This is a genomic window from Leclercia adecarboxylata (assembly GCF_023639785.1).
GTDB lineage: Bacteria > Pseudomonadota > Gammaproteobacteria > Enterobacterales > Enterobacteriaceae > Enterobacter > Enterobacter adecarboxylatus_D.
Map to the genome: position 1 here is coordinate 2411693 of NZ_CP098325.1, position 17453 is coordinate 2429145.

Sequence of the window (17453 nt, forward strand, 5' to 3'; positions counted from 1 at the left end):
TACTTACTCATAAAGCAATAGAGAAATTCAAGGATAATAAATAACTTACAGCGGCTCCCTGGTCCGGCTGAACATCGCTGAGGCGTTGACCGCAGGCCGGGGCGAGCCCCCTTAGCACGTTCACCGGTTCTGTAGTGACAGAAAAGCAAGGAACCTAAGGTGAACGGAACCAACTCTACAGCCGCATGTTTCCCCTCACCCTAACCCTCTCCCCACAGGGGAGAGGGAACAGTCCGGTGCACCATTAACCCACAAACTCTGACAAATCCTTTCCTGCCTTTGAAAAAAAGAATAATAACTCAACGCAACTATCGGCATGATGATCGCTCAACGTAACCGGGCGGTGGCAAGATGTTTAAAAAAACGTTATCGGTAGTAATGCTGACCTGCGCGCTATTTTCAGGCCAGCTGATGGCAGGCCACAAAGGCCATGCTTTTTTTTGGGTGAAGAGCGTGGAGCAACAGTTGCGCCACGAGGCGGACAGCGATGAACTGCGGGTGGTAGCGGAGGAGTCGGCAGACGGCTTGCGCGAACACCACCACTGGCAAAAGTCGCGCAAACCGGATACCCATTTTCGCTGATTAAGCGCCTTTGCGTTTCGGCAGCGTTTTCAGCAGATCGTCAGGGCTGACGGAAGCCACCACGCTGCCCGGCTGAGGCATTTTCAGGATATGGTTTTTCATCTTGCCGATGACGTGCATTTCGCACGGACGGCAGTCAAATTTGAGGGTTAACACCTCATCGCCATTCACCAGCTGCATCGGCGTCGCCTTCCAGCTTTTGATGTTGCCCTTCGCCTGTTTCGGGCACAGATTGAAGGCGAAGCGCAGGCAGTGCTTGGTGATCATCACCGGCACGTCGCCCTTCTCTTCATGCGCTTCATACGCGGCGTCAATCAGCTCCACGCCATAGCGCTGATAGAAGGCCCGCGCTTTATGGTTGTAGACGTTCGCCAGGAACGAAAGATGCGTATCCGGGTAGACCGGCGGCGGCACGGAGACCGGTTTACGGCTGCCGCGCGGGTAGTTCGCCAGACGCGCCGCGTCCAGCATCTCTGCCGTTTCACGACGGAACTGGTTAAGCAGGCTGTTCGGCACGAACAGCGCGCCCGGGAGATTGACCTGAATATCCCGGGCGTAATAGATGGTCTGGCCCAGTTTGGCAACGCCGTCTTTCAGGTTATTCAGCGCTTTTTCGGCGTTGTTCGCCACCTCAAACTGCCCGTCCAGGGTGTGGGTGACGCTGGTGCCGTCTTCGCTGGTCATGGTGAGGATCAGCTGCTCTTCCCAGCCGCCAAGCTCGATATCCACCGCAATGCGACGCTCACTGGAGGTTTTCAGCAGCGCCTGCTGCCAGTTGTGGTCGAGGTTACGGTTAAGGGCCGCATGCGGACGCGCTTTACAAAGATCGGCTGGCATTTCGTTCGGCCACACGCGGTAGCGGTTTTCAGCGGTTTTTTCTACCGTATTGGCACGGAAGCCCACCACTTCACGCTTGATCATCACGTTCAGACCGTCGCCATTGGCCAGCGGTTCGGTCACTTCCACATCAAGATAATCTTTCGCCACCTTCAGCACTTCCCCCACCGGCAGGCCGATAAATTTCGGGGAATCGAAGGCGCCGATATCATCTTTACGCGCGTTCACGAAGTAGTCGGTGCTGCCGCGGTGGAAGGTCTTGTCGGTGGACGGAATAAAGAAGTGCTCGGTACGCCCGGCAGAGCTGCGCGCCAGACCGCCGCGATCCTCAATGATGGCATCGAGCATCTGACGATAATGGGCGGTGATGTTCTTCACGTAGCTCATGTCTTTGTAGCGCCCTTCAATCTTGAAGGACTGCACGCCCGCGTCGATCAGTGCGCCCAGGTTGGCGGTCTGGTCGTTGTCTTTCATCGACAGGAGATGCTTTTCAAACGCCACCACCCGGCCCTGATCGTCTTTCAGGGTGTACGGCAGACGACAGGCCTGGGAGCAGTCGCCGCGGTTGGCGCTGCGCCCGGTCTGGGCGTGGGAGATGTTGCACTGGCCGGAATAGGCCACGCACAGGGCACCGTGAATAAAGAACTCGATAGTGGCGTCGGTCGCCTGGCGAATGTCGCGGATCTGATTGAGGTTCAGCTCGCGCGCCAGCACGATCTGGGTGAAACCGGCATCCGAGAGGAACTTCGCTTTCTCCACGCTGCGGATATCGCACTGGGTACTGGCGTGGAGCTCAATCGGCGGGATATCCATTTCGAGGACGCCCATATCCTGGACGATCAGGGCGTCGACGCCGGTCTGGCACAGATCGGTAATCAGACGCTGCGCCGGTTCCAGTTCATCATCATGAAGAATGGTGTTCAGGGTCACGAACACTTTCGCCCCAAAACGGTGGGCGAATGGCACCAGATCGGCAATATCGCGCAGGCTGTTGCTGGCATTATGGCGGGCGCCAAATCCAGGGCCGCCGATATAGACCGCATCAGCACCGTGAAGGATCGCTTCACGGGCAATGGCGGCGTCACGAGCCGGGCTTAAAAGTTCAAGATGATGGGATGGCAGGCGCATACTTCGTCGTTATCCGTTATGGTCAAAATGGCGGCTATTGTAGTCAGAAGTATGGGCCAGTGAAACAGTTTTACGTGCCTTTAGCGGGGATAATGGATGAGTGAGTGAAAGTGCACCGTCTGGCCGCTGCTGTTGCGGTAGGCGTGGGGTTTATCTCCGGCAAAACGCAGGCCGGTATCGGGTATAAGCGTCTGCCAGACGCCGTCGATCTGCATCTCCAGCTCTCCGCTGATCACCACCACGTGCTCAATCACCCCGGCCTCGTGCGGCGTGGATTCGCTCAGGGCGCCCGGCGCAAGGGTAATCGAAAAATGATCGTACTTCAGCGCCTCATCCCAGGGGAACAGCGGTTTGACTACCATCGCCTGCTGCTGCGGGTCGAAGACCGGCGGATCCTCCGTTTCGGGGCTGATAAAGGTGGAGAACGGCACGTTAAGCCCGGTGGCAATTTTCCACAGCGTCGAGACCGTCGGGCTGGATTCATTGCGTTCCACCTGGCCGAGCATCGCTTTCGATACCCCGGTCTCTTCCGCCAGCTTCGACAAACTCCAGCCGCGCGCCTGACGCAGCGTTTTCAGTGTGATAGCAAGATGTTGTGTGATGTCCATGGTCCCTCCCGTTGCCGCGAGTGTAGCACTTGTATGCTATAACGCACAGTGCTACATTCACGGCTGTTATAACGCACAACGGAGTTTCCATGCGCGCATCCTCGCTCACCTTTCCCACCGTCTTATCCGGATTTGTCGCCGTGCTGGTGGGCTATGCCAGCTCCGCCGCGATCATCTGGCAGGCCGCTGCCGCGGCAGGCGCAACGGCACCGCAGATTGCAGGCTGGATGACCGCGCTGGGTCTGGGGATGGGGATCAGCACCCTGGGGCTGTCGTGGTGGTACAAAGCGCCGGTGCTGACCGCCTGGTCAACGCCGGGTGCCGCCCTGCTGGCAACCAGCCTGCAAGGGGTGAGCCTGTCGGAGACTATCGGCATCTTTATTTTTGCCAACGCCCTGATCCTGATCTGCGGCGTCAGCGGCCTGTTTGCCCGGCTGATGAAGATCATCCCCCATTCACTGGCGGCGGCGATGCTTGCCGGGGTGCTGCTGCGATTTGGTCTGCAGGCCTTCAGCAACCTTGAGGGGCATTTACTGCTGTGCGGCAGCATGCTGCTGGCCTGGTTACTGACTAAGGCGTTTGCTCCGCGCTACGCCATTGTCGCGACCCTGCTGGTGGGCGGCGCGGTGGCCACCCTGAAAGGTGACGTTGTCACCGAAGAGCTGACCTTCGCCGTGGTGATGCCGGAGTTTATCGCCCCCACCTTCAATCTCACCACCCTTATCAGCATCGGCCTGCCCTTCTTTCTTGTGACCATGGCTTCGCAGAACGCGCCCGGCTTCGCGACGATGAAAGCCTCCGGCTACCCGGTGGCCGTTTCGCCGCTGATTATCGTCACTGGCGGGCTGGCGCTGCTGCTGTCGCCGTTTGGCGTGTACTCCATCTGCATCGCGGCAATCACCGCTGCCATCTGTCAAAGCCCGGATGCGCACCCGGATGCCAGCAAGCGCTGGCTGGCCGCGGCGGCGGCAGGGGTGTTTTATCTGCTGGCAGGGATTTTTGGCGGCTCGATTAGCGGGCTGATGGCGGCCCTGCCGTTAAGCTGGATCCAGACCCTGGCGGGGCTGGCGCTGCTGGGTACTATCGGCGGTAGCCTGCATCAGGCGCTGCACAATGAGGCCGAGCGCGACGCGGCTATCGTGACCTTTCTGCTGACCGCCAGCGGCGCAACGCTTGCGGGGATTGGTTCGGCGTTCTGGGGGCTGGTGGCGGGGGGCGTCTGCTACGCCCTGCTGTCACGCACAGGCCGCGCGTAGCTGGGACGGGGTCAGCCCGGTCGCAGCGCGAAAGCGGTTGCTGAAATGGCTGGCGGAGCTGAACCCGCAGGCCAGCGCAATATCGGTGAGGGGCTGGCGGGTGGTGCGCACCAGGGTTTTGGCCTTCTCCATTCGCCGCTGCATCACATACTGGTGCGGGGCCATCTGCATCGACTGACGGAACATGCGGGCAAAGTGGAATTCGCTGAGGCTCGCCTGCGTCGCCAGATCCGCCAGCGTCAGCGGCTGGGCCAGATTCTCTTCGATAAACCCCAGCACGTTTCGCAGTACGAACGGCGACAGGCCACCGGTGATCGTGGGCAACGCCCACTGCACGTTGCTGTAGTTCTGCACCAGATGGGTCAGGAGCAGCGTCGAGGCGGTGCTGAGCGTGAGCTGATTGGCAGACTGCTGCCAGTCGCAGCCGAGGATAAAATGGCGATACAGGGCGGTGATGCTGGCGTCATCGCCAAACAGATTCTCGTCGAGGGTAAAGCTGTACGGGCTTTTGTCCCAGACCTGCTCGCCGACGTTGCGCAGGTGATCGTCGGTACAATAGAGATGCACAAACGACAGATCGTCGCGAATATCCCAGCTGGACTCACTCTCTTTCGGCATCAGACAAAAGCGATCCGGCCCGCCGCCGTTTTTCCAGCCCGCGGTCGTTTTGTGATAACTCTCGTAACCGTCGGCGATATAAAGACTCAGCGTGTGGTGATCGCAATACTGCGTAATGGTGTCACGCTTATTTGACCAGGCCGCCAGCTGGATCCCTGAATTCAGCGCCACGGCATTATGTAATACCGCTTTATGCTTGCGCAGATTTTCAAAGGCACAGTAGGTCTCAGCCATAATCACTCACACAGGTGTTAATAAGAATTAACAAGTCTAAAAAGATCTGCCCTTCAGTACCAGTCCTCTTCTGCATGCCTCAGAAAAAAAGCGCAAGAATATGCAAGTCCACCGCAAGACGGTGAAAGAAGGCCCGGCTCTCTGTCGCCATACTGAGCGCAGACTTTGCTGAAAAGAGAAATAAGATGAACGCATTTTTGTACGCTCTGGTTGTGATTATCTGGGGAACCACCTGGATTGCCATTTTCCTGCAACAGGGGCCGGTACCTGCGCCGGTCTCTATTTTCTGGCGCTTTGCCGTCGCCACCGCCACCATTATGACGGTCCTGCTGATCCTGCGACGCCTGCGCCCGCTCGCCTTACGTGACCACCTGTTTTGCGGGCTACAGGGATGCTGCGTCTTCTGCTTTAACTTCTGGTGTTTTTACACTGCCGCGGCGTATATCAATACCGGACTGGAATCGGTGATTTTCTCGATGGCGGTGCTGTATAACGCCCTGAACAGCTTCCTCTTTTTCGGCCAGCGCCCGCCTGCACGCTTTTATCTGGCGGCGGCTCTCGGGCTGCTCGGCATTATTACGCTGTTCTGGAATGACCTGCTGGACAGCGGCTGGAGCGCGGGTCTGCTGTTCGGTATTGCCCTGTCGGCACTGGGCACCTACGGGTTCTCGCTGGGGAATATGATTAGCCTGCGCCACCAGCGCAATGGTCTGGAAACCATGACCACCAACGCCTGGGCGATGCTGTACGGCACCCTGGTCATGGGGGCGATTGCGCTGTTCCGCGGAGATGACTTCACGCCGGTCTGGTCGGTAAGCTATATGGGCGCGCTGCTCTATCTGGCGCTGTTTGGTTCGGTGATCGCCTTTGGCGCTTACTTTACGCTGGTGGGAAGGATTGGCGCGGGTAAGGCAGCCTACAGCACGTTACTCTTCCCGTTGGTCGCGCTCTCATTTTCAACCCTGTATGAGGGGTATGTCTGGCACAGCAACGCCATTGCGGGATTACTGCTGATATTAACCGGGAATCTGGTGATGTTTGCCCGCCCGGAGAACTGGTTCCGACGCCTGCGAACGGCATAAAAAAACGGCCTGCTCATCGCAGGCCGGTTTTATTATTGGGTTTTATGCACATCAAACATGGTGGCATCGGTCGCCATGTCATCCACAACCTGCTTCAGGGTCGCGAAGGTCATTGGCGTGCTTTCGTTATTCAGCTCTTTACCTTCCCCTTTACGTACCACTTTGATGACCGGCTTGTTGGTCTTCGCATCAATCAACTCGCCTTCAAAGTAGAGGTGGGTATCCATGGTGCGGTGACCGGTTGCCATCTGGGTACCGGCAACAACCAGCGCGACAGGGACAACTTCATAGAACTGCAGGCCTTCTTTCTGCGAGCTGACGCCGGTGATAGCGCCACGGAAGATCAGGCTACGTGGGCCCGGCGTCGCCACAATGGGCTTACGCTGGCCAATAGCGTTTTTCATTTTGTCGTTGGTGTAATTTAACAGTTCATCCAGCGTGCGCTTACCGATCTGGGTGGTTGGCTTTGGTTCCGGATAATAGGTGATATGGTTCCAGACAATATTGTCGTAGTTCGCCTCGTTATAAGACGGATCAACCCAACGCAGCGTCGGTTTCCCCGAGGCTGAGGTGGTTTGTTTTAATCCGGAGTAATCTTTTAAAAAGCCCGAATATTGATCCGGCGCGGCCACTTTTGACGCACAACCCGCCAGCAGCAACAGGCCGGAAAGCGCGGCAACTTTAAATAAAGTATTAGTACGCATGGGTGTATCCCTGTGAAGTGCAAATATGCAATTGAAGTTATAGCAAAAACAGGATGAAAAAAAAGTGACAAAAAATGAGGAAGACAGCACAAATTGAAAAAAGACTGCCCGTAACGATAACGGGCAGTGTTAAATGATTATTTAATATCCACTTGCCAGAATAAATGTTTACCGAACGGGTCAATTTCGTAGCCTGTTACTTCTTTGCGCACAGGTTCGAAAATAGTTGAGTGTGCAATCATTACCGCTGGCATTTGATCGTGCATCATCTGCTGGGCCTGCTTATATAACGCAACGCGTTTATCGTGATCGGTAATAGATTTTGCCTCGGCGATAATTTTATCAAAGGGTTGATAACACCATTTGGCGGAATTCGAGCCGCCGTTCGCTGAGGTGCAGGTAAAGAGCGGACCAAAGAAGTTATCCGGATCGCCCGTTGCCGTGGTCCAGCCCATCAACGCCGCCTGATGCTCGCCGCCCTTCACGCGCTTGAGGTATTCACCCCACTCGTAGGTGACGACCTTAGTCTGCACGCCGATTTTTGCCCAGTCGGCCTGAATCATCTCGGCCATGCGTTTCGCATTTGGGTTGTACGGACGCTGCACCGGCATCGCCCACAGGTCGATGGTCATCCCGTTGGCGAAACCGGCCTCTTTCAGCAGGGCTTTGGCTTTTTCGGGATCGTAATCGTAGTCTTTAAGCTCGCTGTCGGCACTCCACACGCCCGGCGGCAGCAGGTTTTTCGCCGCCGTACCCGTGCCCTGGAAAACGGCGTCAATAATGGCCGGTTTATTAATGGCCATCGCCAGCGCCTGACGCACCTTGACGTTATCCAGCGGCGGTTTCTGAGTGTTAAACGACAGGAAGCCGGTATTCAGCCCCGCTTTGCTCATCAGATTAAGATCTTTATTCGCTTTCATCCGCGGCAGATCGGCGGGATTCGGGAACGGCATCACCTGGCACTCGTTTTTTTCCAGTTTGGCGAAACGCACCGACGCATCCGGAACGATGGTAAACACCAGACGATCCAGCTTCGCCTTGCCCTGCCAGTACTCCGGGAACGCCGTAAACAGGATGCGCGAATCCTTCTGGTATTTCGCCAGCTTGAACGGCCCGGTGCCAATCGACTCCATATCCACCTTCTCTGGCGTTCCGGCTTTCAGCATTGCGTCGGCATATTCGGCGGAGAGGATGGACGCGAAGTACCAGGCCAGGTCGGGAACAAACGGGGCCTCCGGGTGCGCCAGGGTGAAGCGCACCGTATGATCGTCCACCTTATCAATGGCGGTGATCAGTTTGCCAAACTCCAGGCTTTCGAAATTCGAATAGTTGCCGTTAGAGACGTTGTGATAGGGATGCTTCGGATCTTTTTGTCGCATGAACGAGAAGATCACATCATCAGCATTAAAGTCGCGCGTCGGGGTGAACAGCTTGTTGCTCTGAAATTTCACCCCCTTGCGCAGATGGAAGGTATAGACCTTGCCGTCCTCGCTCACGTCCCAGCTTTCAGCCAGGCTCGGCACCAGATCGGTGGTGCCCGGCGTAAAATCCACCAGCCGGTTGTACACCGGCACCGCGCTGGCATCCACGCTGGTGCCCGAGGTATAAAGTTGCGGGTTAAAGTTCTCCGGCGATCCTTCGGAACAATAGACCAGCGTTTTAGCGGCAACGGTGGAACTGACCGTCAGTGCGGCTACGGTTAGCGCCAGTTTTGTGAGGTTGCTTTTCATCGCGTTTTCCTGTCTTTTAATTTGACGGCTAATGAATTTTTGTCGTGCCAAACCATAAATATCATTAAAGTGATTTTGCAAACACCTGATAACTCAAATAAAGAAGGATCCACCATGGCTTCTGCGCTCGCCAGACAATTAACCCAACGCTTCTTTCGCTACCTGGCCGTCACCAGCCAGAGCGATCCGAAGGTTAACACCCTGCCCTCCACACCCGGCCAGCACGAGATGGCGCGGATGCTGGCCGCAGAGCTGCAAACGCTGGGTTTGTCGGATATCGTCATCGATGAATTTGCCACCGTTACCGCGGTGAAAAAGGGGAATGTGCCGGGCGCGCCGCGGATCGGTTTTATCACCCATATCGATACCGTTGACGTGGGATTGTCACCAGATATTCATCCACAAATCCTGACGTTTACAGGCGATGATCTCTGCCTCAACGCCGAAAAAGAGATCTGGCTGAAGGTCAGCGAACATCCGGAAATCCTCGCCTACCCCAACGAAGAGATCATTTTCAGCGACGGCACCAGCGTGCTGGGCGCCGACAACAAATCGGCGGTGACCGTGGTGATGACGGTGCTGGAAAACCTCACCCCTGAAGATAAGCATGGCGATATCGTGGTGGCTTTCGTGCCGGACGAAGAGATTGGCCTGTGCGGGGCGAAGGCGCTGGATCTGAAGCGTTTTGACGTCGATTTCGCCTGGACTATCGACTGCTGCGAGCTGGGTGAGATTGTCTATGAGAACTTCAACGCGGCGGCGGCAGAGATACGCTTCACCGGCGTGACGGCGCACCCGATGTCCGCCAAAGGCGTGCTGGTGAACCCGCTCCTGATGGCGACGGATTACATCAGCCACTTCGACCGCCTGCAAACGCCGGAGCACACCGAGGGCCGCGAAGGCTATATCTGGTTTAACGGCATTCAGGCCGGGCAAAACGAGGCGCTGCTGAAGGCGAGCATTCGAGACTTCGATCGCGACAGCTTTGCCGCCCGCAAAGCGCAAATCGGCGAAGTGGCAGAGAAGATCGCCGCCCGGCACCCGACCGCAAAAGTAAGCTGGCACATTGAAGATACCTACAGCAACATCAGCAACGCGACAGGCGAAGATCGCCGGGCAATTGATCTGATGTTTGAGGCGATGGAGAGTTTAGGCATTACGCCAAAACCAACCCCGATGCGCGGCGGCACCGACGGCGCAGCGCTCTCGGCGAAAGGCCTGCTAACCCCGAACTTCTTCACCGGTGCCCACAACTTCCACTCGAAGTTTGAGTTTTTACCCCTGAAATCGTTTGAGGCCTCGTATAACACCGCGTTGCAGCTCTGCCTGCTGGCGGCGCGTTAAACCGGGTGGCGGCTGCGCCTTACCCGGCCTACGTCCAGTAGGCCCGTGCAAGCAAAGCGCCGCCGGGCACTGGACCTTACGCCGGTTTACGCGCCAGCAATGTCGCAAAACGTAGCCTGATGCGGTTCCCCTGGGCGTCGGTACGGTGTAACTCGCCGACGTCCTCGTTATATTTCAGCTGTTCCCAGCCCGCGTAGTATTCGCTCAGCTCGCCGGTCTTGAAAGCAAACGGGAAGCCGACATTGCACGGATAGTCTTCGGTATCCATCGCCGCCACAATCAGGTTATAGCCGCCGGGTTTTGTGCAGCGCTGCATGTTGTCGATAAGCCCTGGAATGGTTTCCGCCTGCAGGAACATCAGCACCACGGTGGAGAGAATAAAATCATATTCGCCCTCAAAACGCAGGCTGTTGAGATCCTTAATCGCCGTCTGCAGATGAGTGATGCCCTCTTTCGCTTTGATGTTCTCGATATTCTCGATGCTCATCGGGTTCTTATCCCATGCGGTGACGTCGTAGCCGTTCGCCGCCAGGTAGAGGCTGTTACGACCGTTGCCGCAGCCGAGATCCAGCGTTTTTCCCGGCTTCACAATTCCGGCGCTGTAGATCACTTCTGAGTGGGTACGGGTCAGGCCATATTTTTCGGTAAAGTAGTTCTCATCAAACACAGTCATTCTTTTTCCTCAGCTTGCATAAGCGTTGCTTTGTCTGCACGAACCAGCAGTTTTCCCTGTATCAACAGGATAAACGTACGCACCAGTAATAGCGCAATGATGGCATTGGTAAACATAAACAGCGGGATGGCGATGGCGTGGAATAAACCGGACGGGCTGCTCTGCCCCAGATGTAGCCCGGTGGTTGCCAGCGCCGACACGCCGAACGAAAAGCTCCAGAACGAGGCATTAAACGGCTGCGCCAGATACCAGGGCATCAGCCGCAGGGTAAACAGCAGTTGCAGCAGGCCGTAGCCGAACAGCATTTTAGCGAAGGTATCCGCCTCCCCGCCGTTCACGCTGAACCAGGCGCTACAGGCTACCAGCGCGGGTGCCAGCTGAATGCCCAGGGATGAGCGCATCGGCGCAGGCAGTTCACCCGCGCTGCGCAGACGCTGCAAGATCACCGGCTCAAGGCTCAGCCAGGAGAAGACCCCCGCACCGAGAAACACCAGTCCGGCATCGTGAAACCCAAGCGCCCCGCAGGCCATGGCGCTGATAAAGTTGTTTGCCACCGTCGGCAGATAGAGGCCCGGTGTGGTGGCCTCCTCCGGGTGTTTACCCCGCCACAGCCCGGCAGACTGCCACGCCCCATAGCTCAGCTGCACCACCACGCCCAGAGTGAACAGGCAGAGCGCCAGCGGGCGATACCAGGGCACAAAGCCAATCGCCACCAGCATGGTGGTGGCCGGAAACAGGCTGACAAAACTGCTCATCACCGGATGGCGCATCTCCGCCAGCACGCTGCCGGGGAAACGCACCAGACGGGTGATAAAGGCTACGGTTAACAGCAGCCAGATGACCATCGCCAGCGCGACCAGGATATCGCCCGGCCAGCGCGTGACCGGCCAGATCGTGCTGGCATAACGCCAGGCGAAACCCATGCCAATGATCCCCAGCACCATACCGTAGTAGCCCGCAGGCAAATTCAGAACGCGTTCAGTGGATTGACTCTTGTACATTTATTTTAAGCTATAAAATATATTTGAAATGCTAGTTTAAAGAGTTTCATTTGCGGATGCCACTCTTTCGATCAACGTAAACTTTGCTACGTTTAGTGGAGAGGACAACTGTGGGCACAGTGATGAAAAAATATCGACTTAGCGACGAGAGCCGTCTGCACCACTGGCAGGACGGTGAAACCAGAGCAGCAGTAAAGGTGTATCAGATTATCGCCGCGCGGGATTTCAGCGATGTGAAAAGTGGCACCCGCGGCGGCTGGGTTGAGGATGAATCGGCGCTGTCCCACGAGCACGACTGCTGGATCTACGACGAGAACAGCGTGGTCTTTGCCGGAGGACAGGTAAGCGGCAATGCGCGTATCACCCGGCCCTGTGTGATCAGCCATCAGGCCTCGGTCAGCGATAGTGTCTGGGTGGATGGAGCGCAGATCAGCCACGGCGCACGAGTAAGTGACAACGTCACCGTTCAGTCGTCGGTGGTGCGCGGGGAGTGCCACCTTTTCGACAATGCCCGGGTGCTGCACAACAGCATGGTGATTGCCGCCAAAGGCCTTACCCCGGATCACGAACAGATCCTGCGTATTTTCGGCGAGGCCACGGTCAGCCAGTCGCGGATAGTTCATCAGGCGCAGATCTACGGTAACGCCATCGTCAGCTATGCCTTTGTCGAGCATCGCGCCGAAGTGTTTGAGAACGCGCTAATTGAAGGCAACGAGGTGAATAACGTCTGGGTGTGCGACTGCGCCAAAGTGTACGGCAACGCGCGCCTGCTCGCCGGGCTGGAAGAGGATGCCATCCCCACCCTGCGTTACAGCTCCCAGGTGGCGGAAAATGCCCTGGTCGAGGGTAACTGCGTTATCAAACATCATGTGCTGATTGGCGGTGAGGCCTGGTTACGCGGCGGCCCGATCCTGATTGATGACAAAGTGGTGATCCAGGGCCGGGCGCGCATTCATGGCGAAGTGCTGATCGAACATCATATTGATATTACTGATGACGCGGTGATCGAAGCTGCCGACGGGGAGATGATTCACCTGCGCGGTGCGAAGGTGATTAACGGCGCACAGCGCATCACGCGCACGCCGCTGCTCGGGGCATTATAGCGCGCAGATACGGGCGTAGATGTTCTGGTCGTCAAAGCGTCCGTTGAGGAACTCGGCCTCTTTCAGGCACCCTTCCAGCACAAAGCCGTTGCGCTGCGCCACCTGATTGCTGGCTGCATTCTCAACGCGGCACTTGATGACGAAGCGGCGGATATCTCCGCGCGCGGCGTAGTAGCCAATAAACGCCTCAAGCGCCCGGGATAAAATCCCCTGTCCCTGATGCGCTTCATCCAGCCAGTAGCCGATATAGCCGGTCTTGTTCAGCGGCTCAATGGCATTGAACGACAGCACTCCTGCCAGCGCATTATCGTGAAAGATCAGAAACATTTTGGCGTAACCGCGCTGATGCAGCATCTGGTTACTCTGGATGTTCTGCCGGGTGTCCTCTTCCGTATCGACAAACTGCGGCCAGTTCAGATAGCCCTGCAACCAGTCCCGGTTTTTGACCACCAGGTTATGCAGCTCGGTCGTGTAACGTTCGTCGGCGGCGCGCAGTTCAGTGCGCTCGGTGACAGGAATTATCTCTTCAGTTTGTGCGGTCATTATGCTTCCTCTGCAACGCCGGGCGGCGCATGCGCTTGCCCGGCCTACGGTTTGGTGCGGTTCGTAGGCCGGGTAAGGCGCAGCCGCCACCCGGCACAGGCTTAACGCATGACGCGGTCATCAACGTACTGGCGTTTATCCGGCGCAGGCGGGAAGTAGTGATACAGCCAGGTCTCGCTGATTGCCTCGCCCTGGCAGCGCAGGAACATGCGGATATCCACCGTATCGGTCGAATCGCTGGTCGGATACCAGTCAAACAGGATCCGGTAGCCGTCAAACGGCTCCACGTAGAGGATCTCAATCTGCTTTGCTTCGCCGCTTGAGAGGGTGATCACCGGCTCAATCCCTTTCGGGGCGGCCGCTTTCAGATCGCCACCGACAAAGTCAACCGCGAAACGGCGCGCCCAGACCTTCGGATAGTGCTCGCCCGGCGCCCAGCCTTCCGGGAAACCGCCCATGCCGGTACGGGTGGCCAGCACGTTTGCCAGCGGGGATCGCACCGGCGGTTTAGCGCTCCAGTAGAGACGGTACTGGAAGTCCAGCTTGTCGCCCGCTTTAACAGGTTTTTCCGGCTGCCAGAAGCACACCACGTTGTCCAGGGTTTCACCGGTGGTGGGGATCTCCATCAGCCCCACGGTGCCTTTGCCCCACTGGTTACGCGGCTCAACCCACAGGCTTGGGCGTTTGTTGTACCAGCCCATGATATCCTGATAGTGCGAGAAGTCGCGATCGAGCTGCAACAGACCAAACCCTTTCGGGTTTTTGTCGGTATAGGCGTTGAACTGAAGTTTCTGCGGGTTATTCAGCGGACGGCATACCCACTCGCCGTTGCCGCGCCACATCGCCAGCCGATCGGAGTCGTGGATCTGCGGGTGGATGGTGTCGCATACCCGGCGTTCGTTGTTGCCGCAGGCGAACATGCTGGTCATCGGGGAGATCCCCAGTTGCTGGATATCCTTGCGGGCATAAAGGTGGTTTTCGACGTCCATGATCACCTGCGTCTTCTCGCAGTGGATCACAAACTTATAGGCGCCGGTAATGCTCGGGCTGTCGAGCAGGGTGTAGACCGTAAAGGTGGTGGCACCCGGTTTGACGGTTTCAAACCAGAACGAGGTGAAGTCCGGGAACTCTTCAGGACTGTCGGCGTAGGTGTTCAACGCCAGGCCGCGGGCGGAGAGCCCGTACTGGTAAGTGTCGTCCACCGCGCGGAAGTAGCTGGCACCGAGGAACGAGACGATATCCCGACGCGCCAGTTCCGGGGATTTAAAGGCGCGGAAACCGGCGAAGCCTAAATCGCTCTGCCCTTCCAGCTGCTTCGTATCCACCCCCGCGTCATGGTAGTTGAACAGCTCAGGACGGAAGTGGATCTCGCGCGCCTGGGAGGTCTGGTTATCCAGCGAGAACATGCGCACCCGACGGCGGAAGCCCATCCCGACGTGGAAGAACTGCACGTCAAGCTGGCGGTTTTCGATGTTGTTCCACAGGGACTGCTTTGCGTCGTACTGGATGCTGTTGTAAGCCTGCGGCGTCAGCGTTGCCAGGGTTTCAGGCAGCGGACGCGGCGCACCGCCCCACGGTGTTTGCGCCAGGTCGTGCGCCATGGATTGCAGCACAGAAAAGTCGAAACGGCGGCTCGAACCGTCCGCGATATCCGATTCAGCCGCATGGGCCGCCTGGGAAAAGAGTGCGGACAGTCCGGAAGTCCCGCTCACTGCGGCTACGGCCAGGGAGCCTTTTAAAAAACGTCTGCGATTCATGCCTGGAAAAACGTCCTTATGGTCGTGGGTGGTGGGTTTCGCTCAGGGCGAAACAACGGCAAGAAAGAACATCATTAAAGGGGCACAGCCTAAACAAAAACGGTTAAGAATCCAATTATTGACAGGTGAGAATATGAACAAAGCGCGAAAGATTTTTCTGTCGAGGGGAATTGCCTGAAACGCGGGTAAAGTTTTGTTTAAAAAAGCCCCCGCCGGACATCATCGGCGGAGGCTAAAGCAGAGGAGGATTGTTATTTTACGCTGACATCGATACCCGGGAAGTACTTCTTCGCCAGCTTGTCGATGGTGCCGTCAGCGCGGACTTTATCAATGGCAGCATCAAGCTGCTTTTTGGTGACCTCATCGCCTTTACGCAGGCCATAGCCGATCCCGCTGCCGAGGATGGTGTCATCCGACACCGGCTTGCCGATAAAGCCGAAGCCTTTGCCCTGCGGCTTGCTCAGGAAGCCAGCCTGCCCGGCGGCGGACATCACCAGCGAGGCGTCAATACGGCCATTCAGCAGGTCGCCCCAGGCCATATTCTGATCTTTATACGACACCACGGTCACACCCTGCTTTTCCCAGTGCTCTTTGGCGTAGGTTTCCTGAATGGAGCCCTGCAACACGCCAATGGTCTTGCCCTTTAGCCCTTCAGGCGTAGCGTCGACCACGCTGCCGGTTTTGCCCACCAGCTGGGAGGGGATACGGTAGATCGGCTGGGTGAAGTCGATGCTCTGACGACGCTGCTCGGTGATGTTCATCGCCGAGTTAATGGCGTCGAATTTTTTCGCCACCAGCCCCGGGATCAGGGCGTCGAACGAGGTTTCGACCCAGCTGCACTTCAGCGACGCCGCCGCGCAAATGGCATTCCCCAGCTCAATATCAAACCCTTCCAGCTCACCGGAAGCGTTGCGGCTCTCAAAAGGCGGATACTCTGCTTCTACGCCGTAACGTAATTCGGTTGCGGCAAAAGTGGAGAACGAACACAGCAACCCCAGGCCGACAACGAAGGCTTTTAATTTCATGACTGAACTCCTTAGCGTGGTTTTACCCGACACAGGGCCTGCGCACCTGCCCGTAATGTCGCCTCATCTTTCGCAAAAGAGAGACGGATTAATTTGTTATCTGTCCCGTCGGTGTAGAACGCCGAGAGCGGGATCGTGGCAACACCGTAGTCAACAATCAACCGCTTGACCAGTTCGCTGTCGCGTTCATCGCTGAAGTGGCTGTAATCCGCCAGCAGGAAGAACGAACCTGCGCTCGGCAGCAGGCGGAACGGGGAATCGGCCAGCAGGTTAACCAGCAGATCGCGTTTGCGCTGGTAGAAGGGTGCCAGCGACAGCCAGGTATGCGGATCGGCCATATGTTCTGCAAACGCGTACTGCATAGGAGTATCGGCAGAAAACATCAAAAACTGATGAATTTTGCAGATCTCATCCATCAGCTGCGCCGGGGCGACGCAGTAGCCGACGCGCCAGCCCGTCACGTGGTAGGTCTTACCAAACGACGACACGATGACGCTGCGCTCAGCCAGCCCAGGATGGGTCGCCATACCGTAATGCGGCACCTCGTCGAACACCACATGCTCGTACACCTCATCAGAGAGAATAATAATGTCGGTGTTGCGGGTAATAGCCGCAAGCTGGTCCAGATCCTCCGCCGAGAAGACCTGCCCGCTCGGGTTATGCGGCGTATTGACGATGATCATCCGGGTGCGCGAGGTAATGGCGGCGCGCACTTCATCCCAGTTCACCGCGAAATCCGGCACCGTCAGCTTAATGGCGACCGGCGTCGCGCCCTGCAGGCGGACAATGGGCGCGTAGCTGTCGAACGAGGGTTCAAAGTAGATCACCTCATCGCCGGGATGCACCAGGCCACTGATGGCCGAGTAGAGCCCTTCACTGGCGCTGGCGGTAACCAGAACCTCGCTGGCAGGATCGTACCGGGTACCGTACAGGGCGGCGATCTTATCGGCGATGCGCTCCTTCAGCGGTGCCAGCCCGGTCATCGACGCGTACTGGTTGTTGCCCGCCTGCATGGCGCGGTGGACGCCCGCCACCAGCGCGGGGTCGCAGTCGAAGTTCGGCGCCCCCTGAGAAAGGTTGATGGCATTGTGCTCAGCGGAAAGCTGACCGATAACGGTAAAAATGGTGGTGCCAACGTCCGGCAGTTTAGAACGAGTTTGTATCGGCGTGCGCAGCGTCATCATGAACCCCTCTGGTGAATAGTGCATAACTATTCAACCCGAACGCT

At 57.2% G+C, this 17453-nt stretch carries 16 protein-coding genes; 5 read left to right on the forward strand and 11 right to left on the reverse strand.

Going from position 1 to position 17453, the window contains the following annotated elements:
• Positions 1-351 precede the first annotated feature (351 nt).
• Positions 352-582 (forward strand): DUF2554 family protein, encoded by a 231-nt coding sequence (locus tag NB069_RS11550; RefSeq protein WP_250583667.1) that lies wholly within the window; start codon positions 352-354, stop codon positions 580-582.
• Here NB069_RS11550 and NB069_RS11555 read toward each other — a convergent pair whose 3' ends face one another.
• Together NB069_RS11555 and NB069_RS11560 are read right to left on the reverse strand one after the other, a co-directional pair.
• Positions 583-2547 carry a peptidase U32 family protein gene (locus tag NB069_RS11555; RefSeq protein ID WP_250583669.1) on the reverse strand — a complete coding sequence of 655 codons (1965 nt, stop codon included), beginning with the start codon at positions 2545-2547 and terminating at the stop codon, positions 583-585.
• 80 nt (positions 2548-2627) lie between these two features.
• On the reverse strand, positions 2628-3155 hold the full coding sequence (locus NB069_RS11560; protein WP_250583671.1) for a helix-turn-helix domain-containing protein: 528 nt from the start codon (positions 3153-3155) through the stop codon (positions 2628-2630).
• An 89-nt stretch (positions 3156-3244) separates the two neighbouring features.
• On the opposite strand from NB069_RS11560, the gene NB069_RS11565 reads away from it, so the two are divergent.
• Entirely contained in the window at positions 3245-4411 is a 1167-nt protein-coding gene (locus NB069_RS11565) for a benzoate/H(+) symporter BenE family transporter (protein WP_250583673.1), read from the forward strand.
• On the opposite strand, the gene NB069_RS11570 is transcribed toward NB069_RS11565, so the two are convergent.
• The gene (locus NB069_RS11570; protein ID WP_250583675.1) at positions 4391-5263 is read right to left on the reverse strand and encodes an AraC family transcriptional regulator; all 873 of its coding nucleotides are present in this window, start codon (positions 5261-5263) and stop codon (positions 4391-4393) included. The two genes, NB069_RS11565 and NB069_RS11570, sit on opposite strands and share 21 nt — an antisense overlap.
• Before the next feature lie 185 nt (positions 5264-5448).
• On the opposite strand from NB069_RS11570, the gene NB069_RS11575 reads away from it, so the two are divergent.
• Positions 5449-6345, forward strand: coding sequence for a DMT family transporter (locus NB069_RS11575; RefSeq protein WP_250583676.1), 897 nt, complete (start codon positions 5449-5451; stop codon positions 6343-6345).
• Between the two features lie 32 nt (positions 6346-6377).
• Here the strand turns inward: NB069_RS11575 and NB069_RS11580 are convergent, their stop codons facing one another.
• Positions 6378-7049, reverse strand: coding sequence for a DUF3313 domain-containing protein (locus tag NB069_RS11580; protein WP_250583678.1), 672 nt, complete (start codon positions 7047-7049; stop codon positions 6378-6380).
• A 137-nt stretch (positions 7050-7186) separates the two neighbouring features.
• Complete coding sequence (locus NB069_RS11585) at positions 7187-8779, reverse strand: ABC transporter substrate-binding protein (protein WP_250583680.1); 1593 nt, start codon at positions 8777-8779, stop codon at positions 7187-7189.
• A gap of 114 nt (positions 8780-8893) precedes the next feature.
• Here NB069_RS11585 and pepT point away from each other — a divergent pair, with 114 nt between their 5' ends.
• Positions 8894-10123: a peptidase T gene (gene pepT / locus NB069_RS11590; protein ID WP_250583682.1), complete on the forward strand. Its 1230-nt coding sequence runs from the start codon at positions 8894-8896 to the stop codon at positions 10121-10123.
• 76 nt (positions 10124-10199) lie between these two features.
• On the opposite strand, the gene tehB is transcribed toward pepT, so the two are convergent.
• Together tehB and tehA are read right to left on the reverse strand one after the other, a co-directional pair.
• The gene (tehB, locus tag NB069_RS11595; RefSeq protein ID WP_250583684.1) at positions 10200-10796 is read right to left on the reverse strand and encodes a tellurite resistance methyltransferase TehB; all 597 of its coding nucleotides are present in this window, start codon (positions 10794-10796) and stop codon (positions 10200-10202) included.
• A complete protein-coding gene (gene tehA, locus NB069_RS11600) occupies positions 10793-11797 on the reverse strand; it encodes a dicarboxylate transporter/tellurite-resistance protein TehA (RefSeq protein WP_250583687.1) in 1005 nt (334 codons plus the stop codon). The genes tehB and tehA overlap by 4 nt, the downstream gene beginning before the upstream one ends.
• A 122-nt stretch (positions 11798-11919) precedes the next feature.
• Here tehA and ydcK point away from each other — a divergent pair, with 122 nt between their 5' ends.
• Positions 11920-12900 (forward strand): YdcK family protein, encoded by a 981-nt coding sequence (gene ydcK / locus NB069_RS11605; RefSeq protein WP_250583689.1) that lies wholly within the window; start codon positions 11920-11922, stop codon positions 12898-12900.
• Here the strand turns inward: ydcK and rimL are convergent.
• The 4 genes from rimL to NB069_RS11625 all read right to left on the reverse strand — a co-directional run bounded on the left by rimL (position 12895) and on the right by NB069_RS11625 (position 17406).
• On the reverse strand, positions 12895-13443 hold the full coding sequence (gene rimL / locus NB069_RS11610) for a 50S ribosomal protein L7/L12-serine acetyltransferase (protein ID WP_250583691.1): 549 nt from the start codon (positions 13441-13443) through the stop codon (positions 12895-12897). The two genes, ydcK and rimL, sit on opposite strands and share 6 nt — an antisense overlap.
• A gap of 101 nt (positions 13444-13544) precedes the next feature.
• Positions 13545-15200: a glucan biosynthesis protein D gene (locus tag NB069_RS11615; RefSeq protein ID WP_250583693.1), complete on the reverse strand. Its 1656-nt coding sequence runs from the start codon at positions 15198-15200 to the stop codon at positions 13545-13547.
• Between the two features lie 251 nt (positions 15201-15451).
• Complete coding sequence (locus tag NB069_RS11620) at positions 15452-16225, reverse strand: ABC transporter substrate-binding protein (protein ID WP_250583695.1); 774 nt, start codon at positions 16223-16225, stop codon at positions 15452-15454.
• A gap of 11 nt (positions 16226-16236) precedes the next feature.
• Entirely contained in the window at positions 16237-17406 is a 1170-nt protein-coding gene (locus tag NB069_RS11625; protein ID WP_250589501.1) for a pyridoxal phosphate-dependent aminotransferase, read from the reverse strand.
• Positions 17407-17453: the final 47 nt, after the last annotated feature.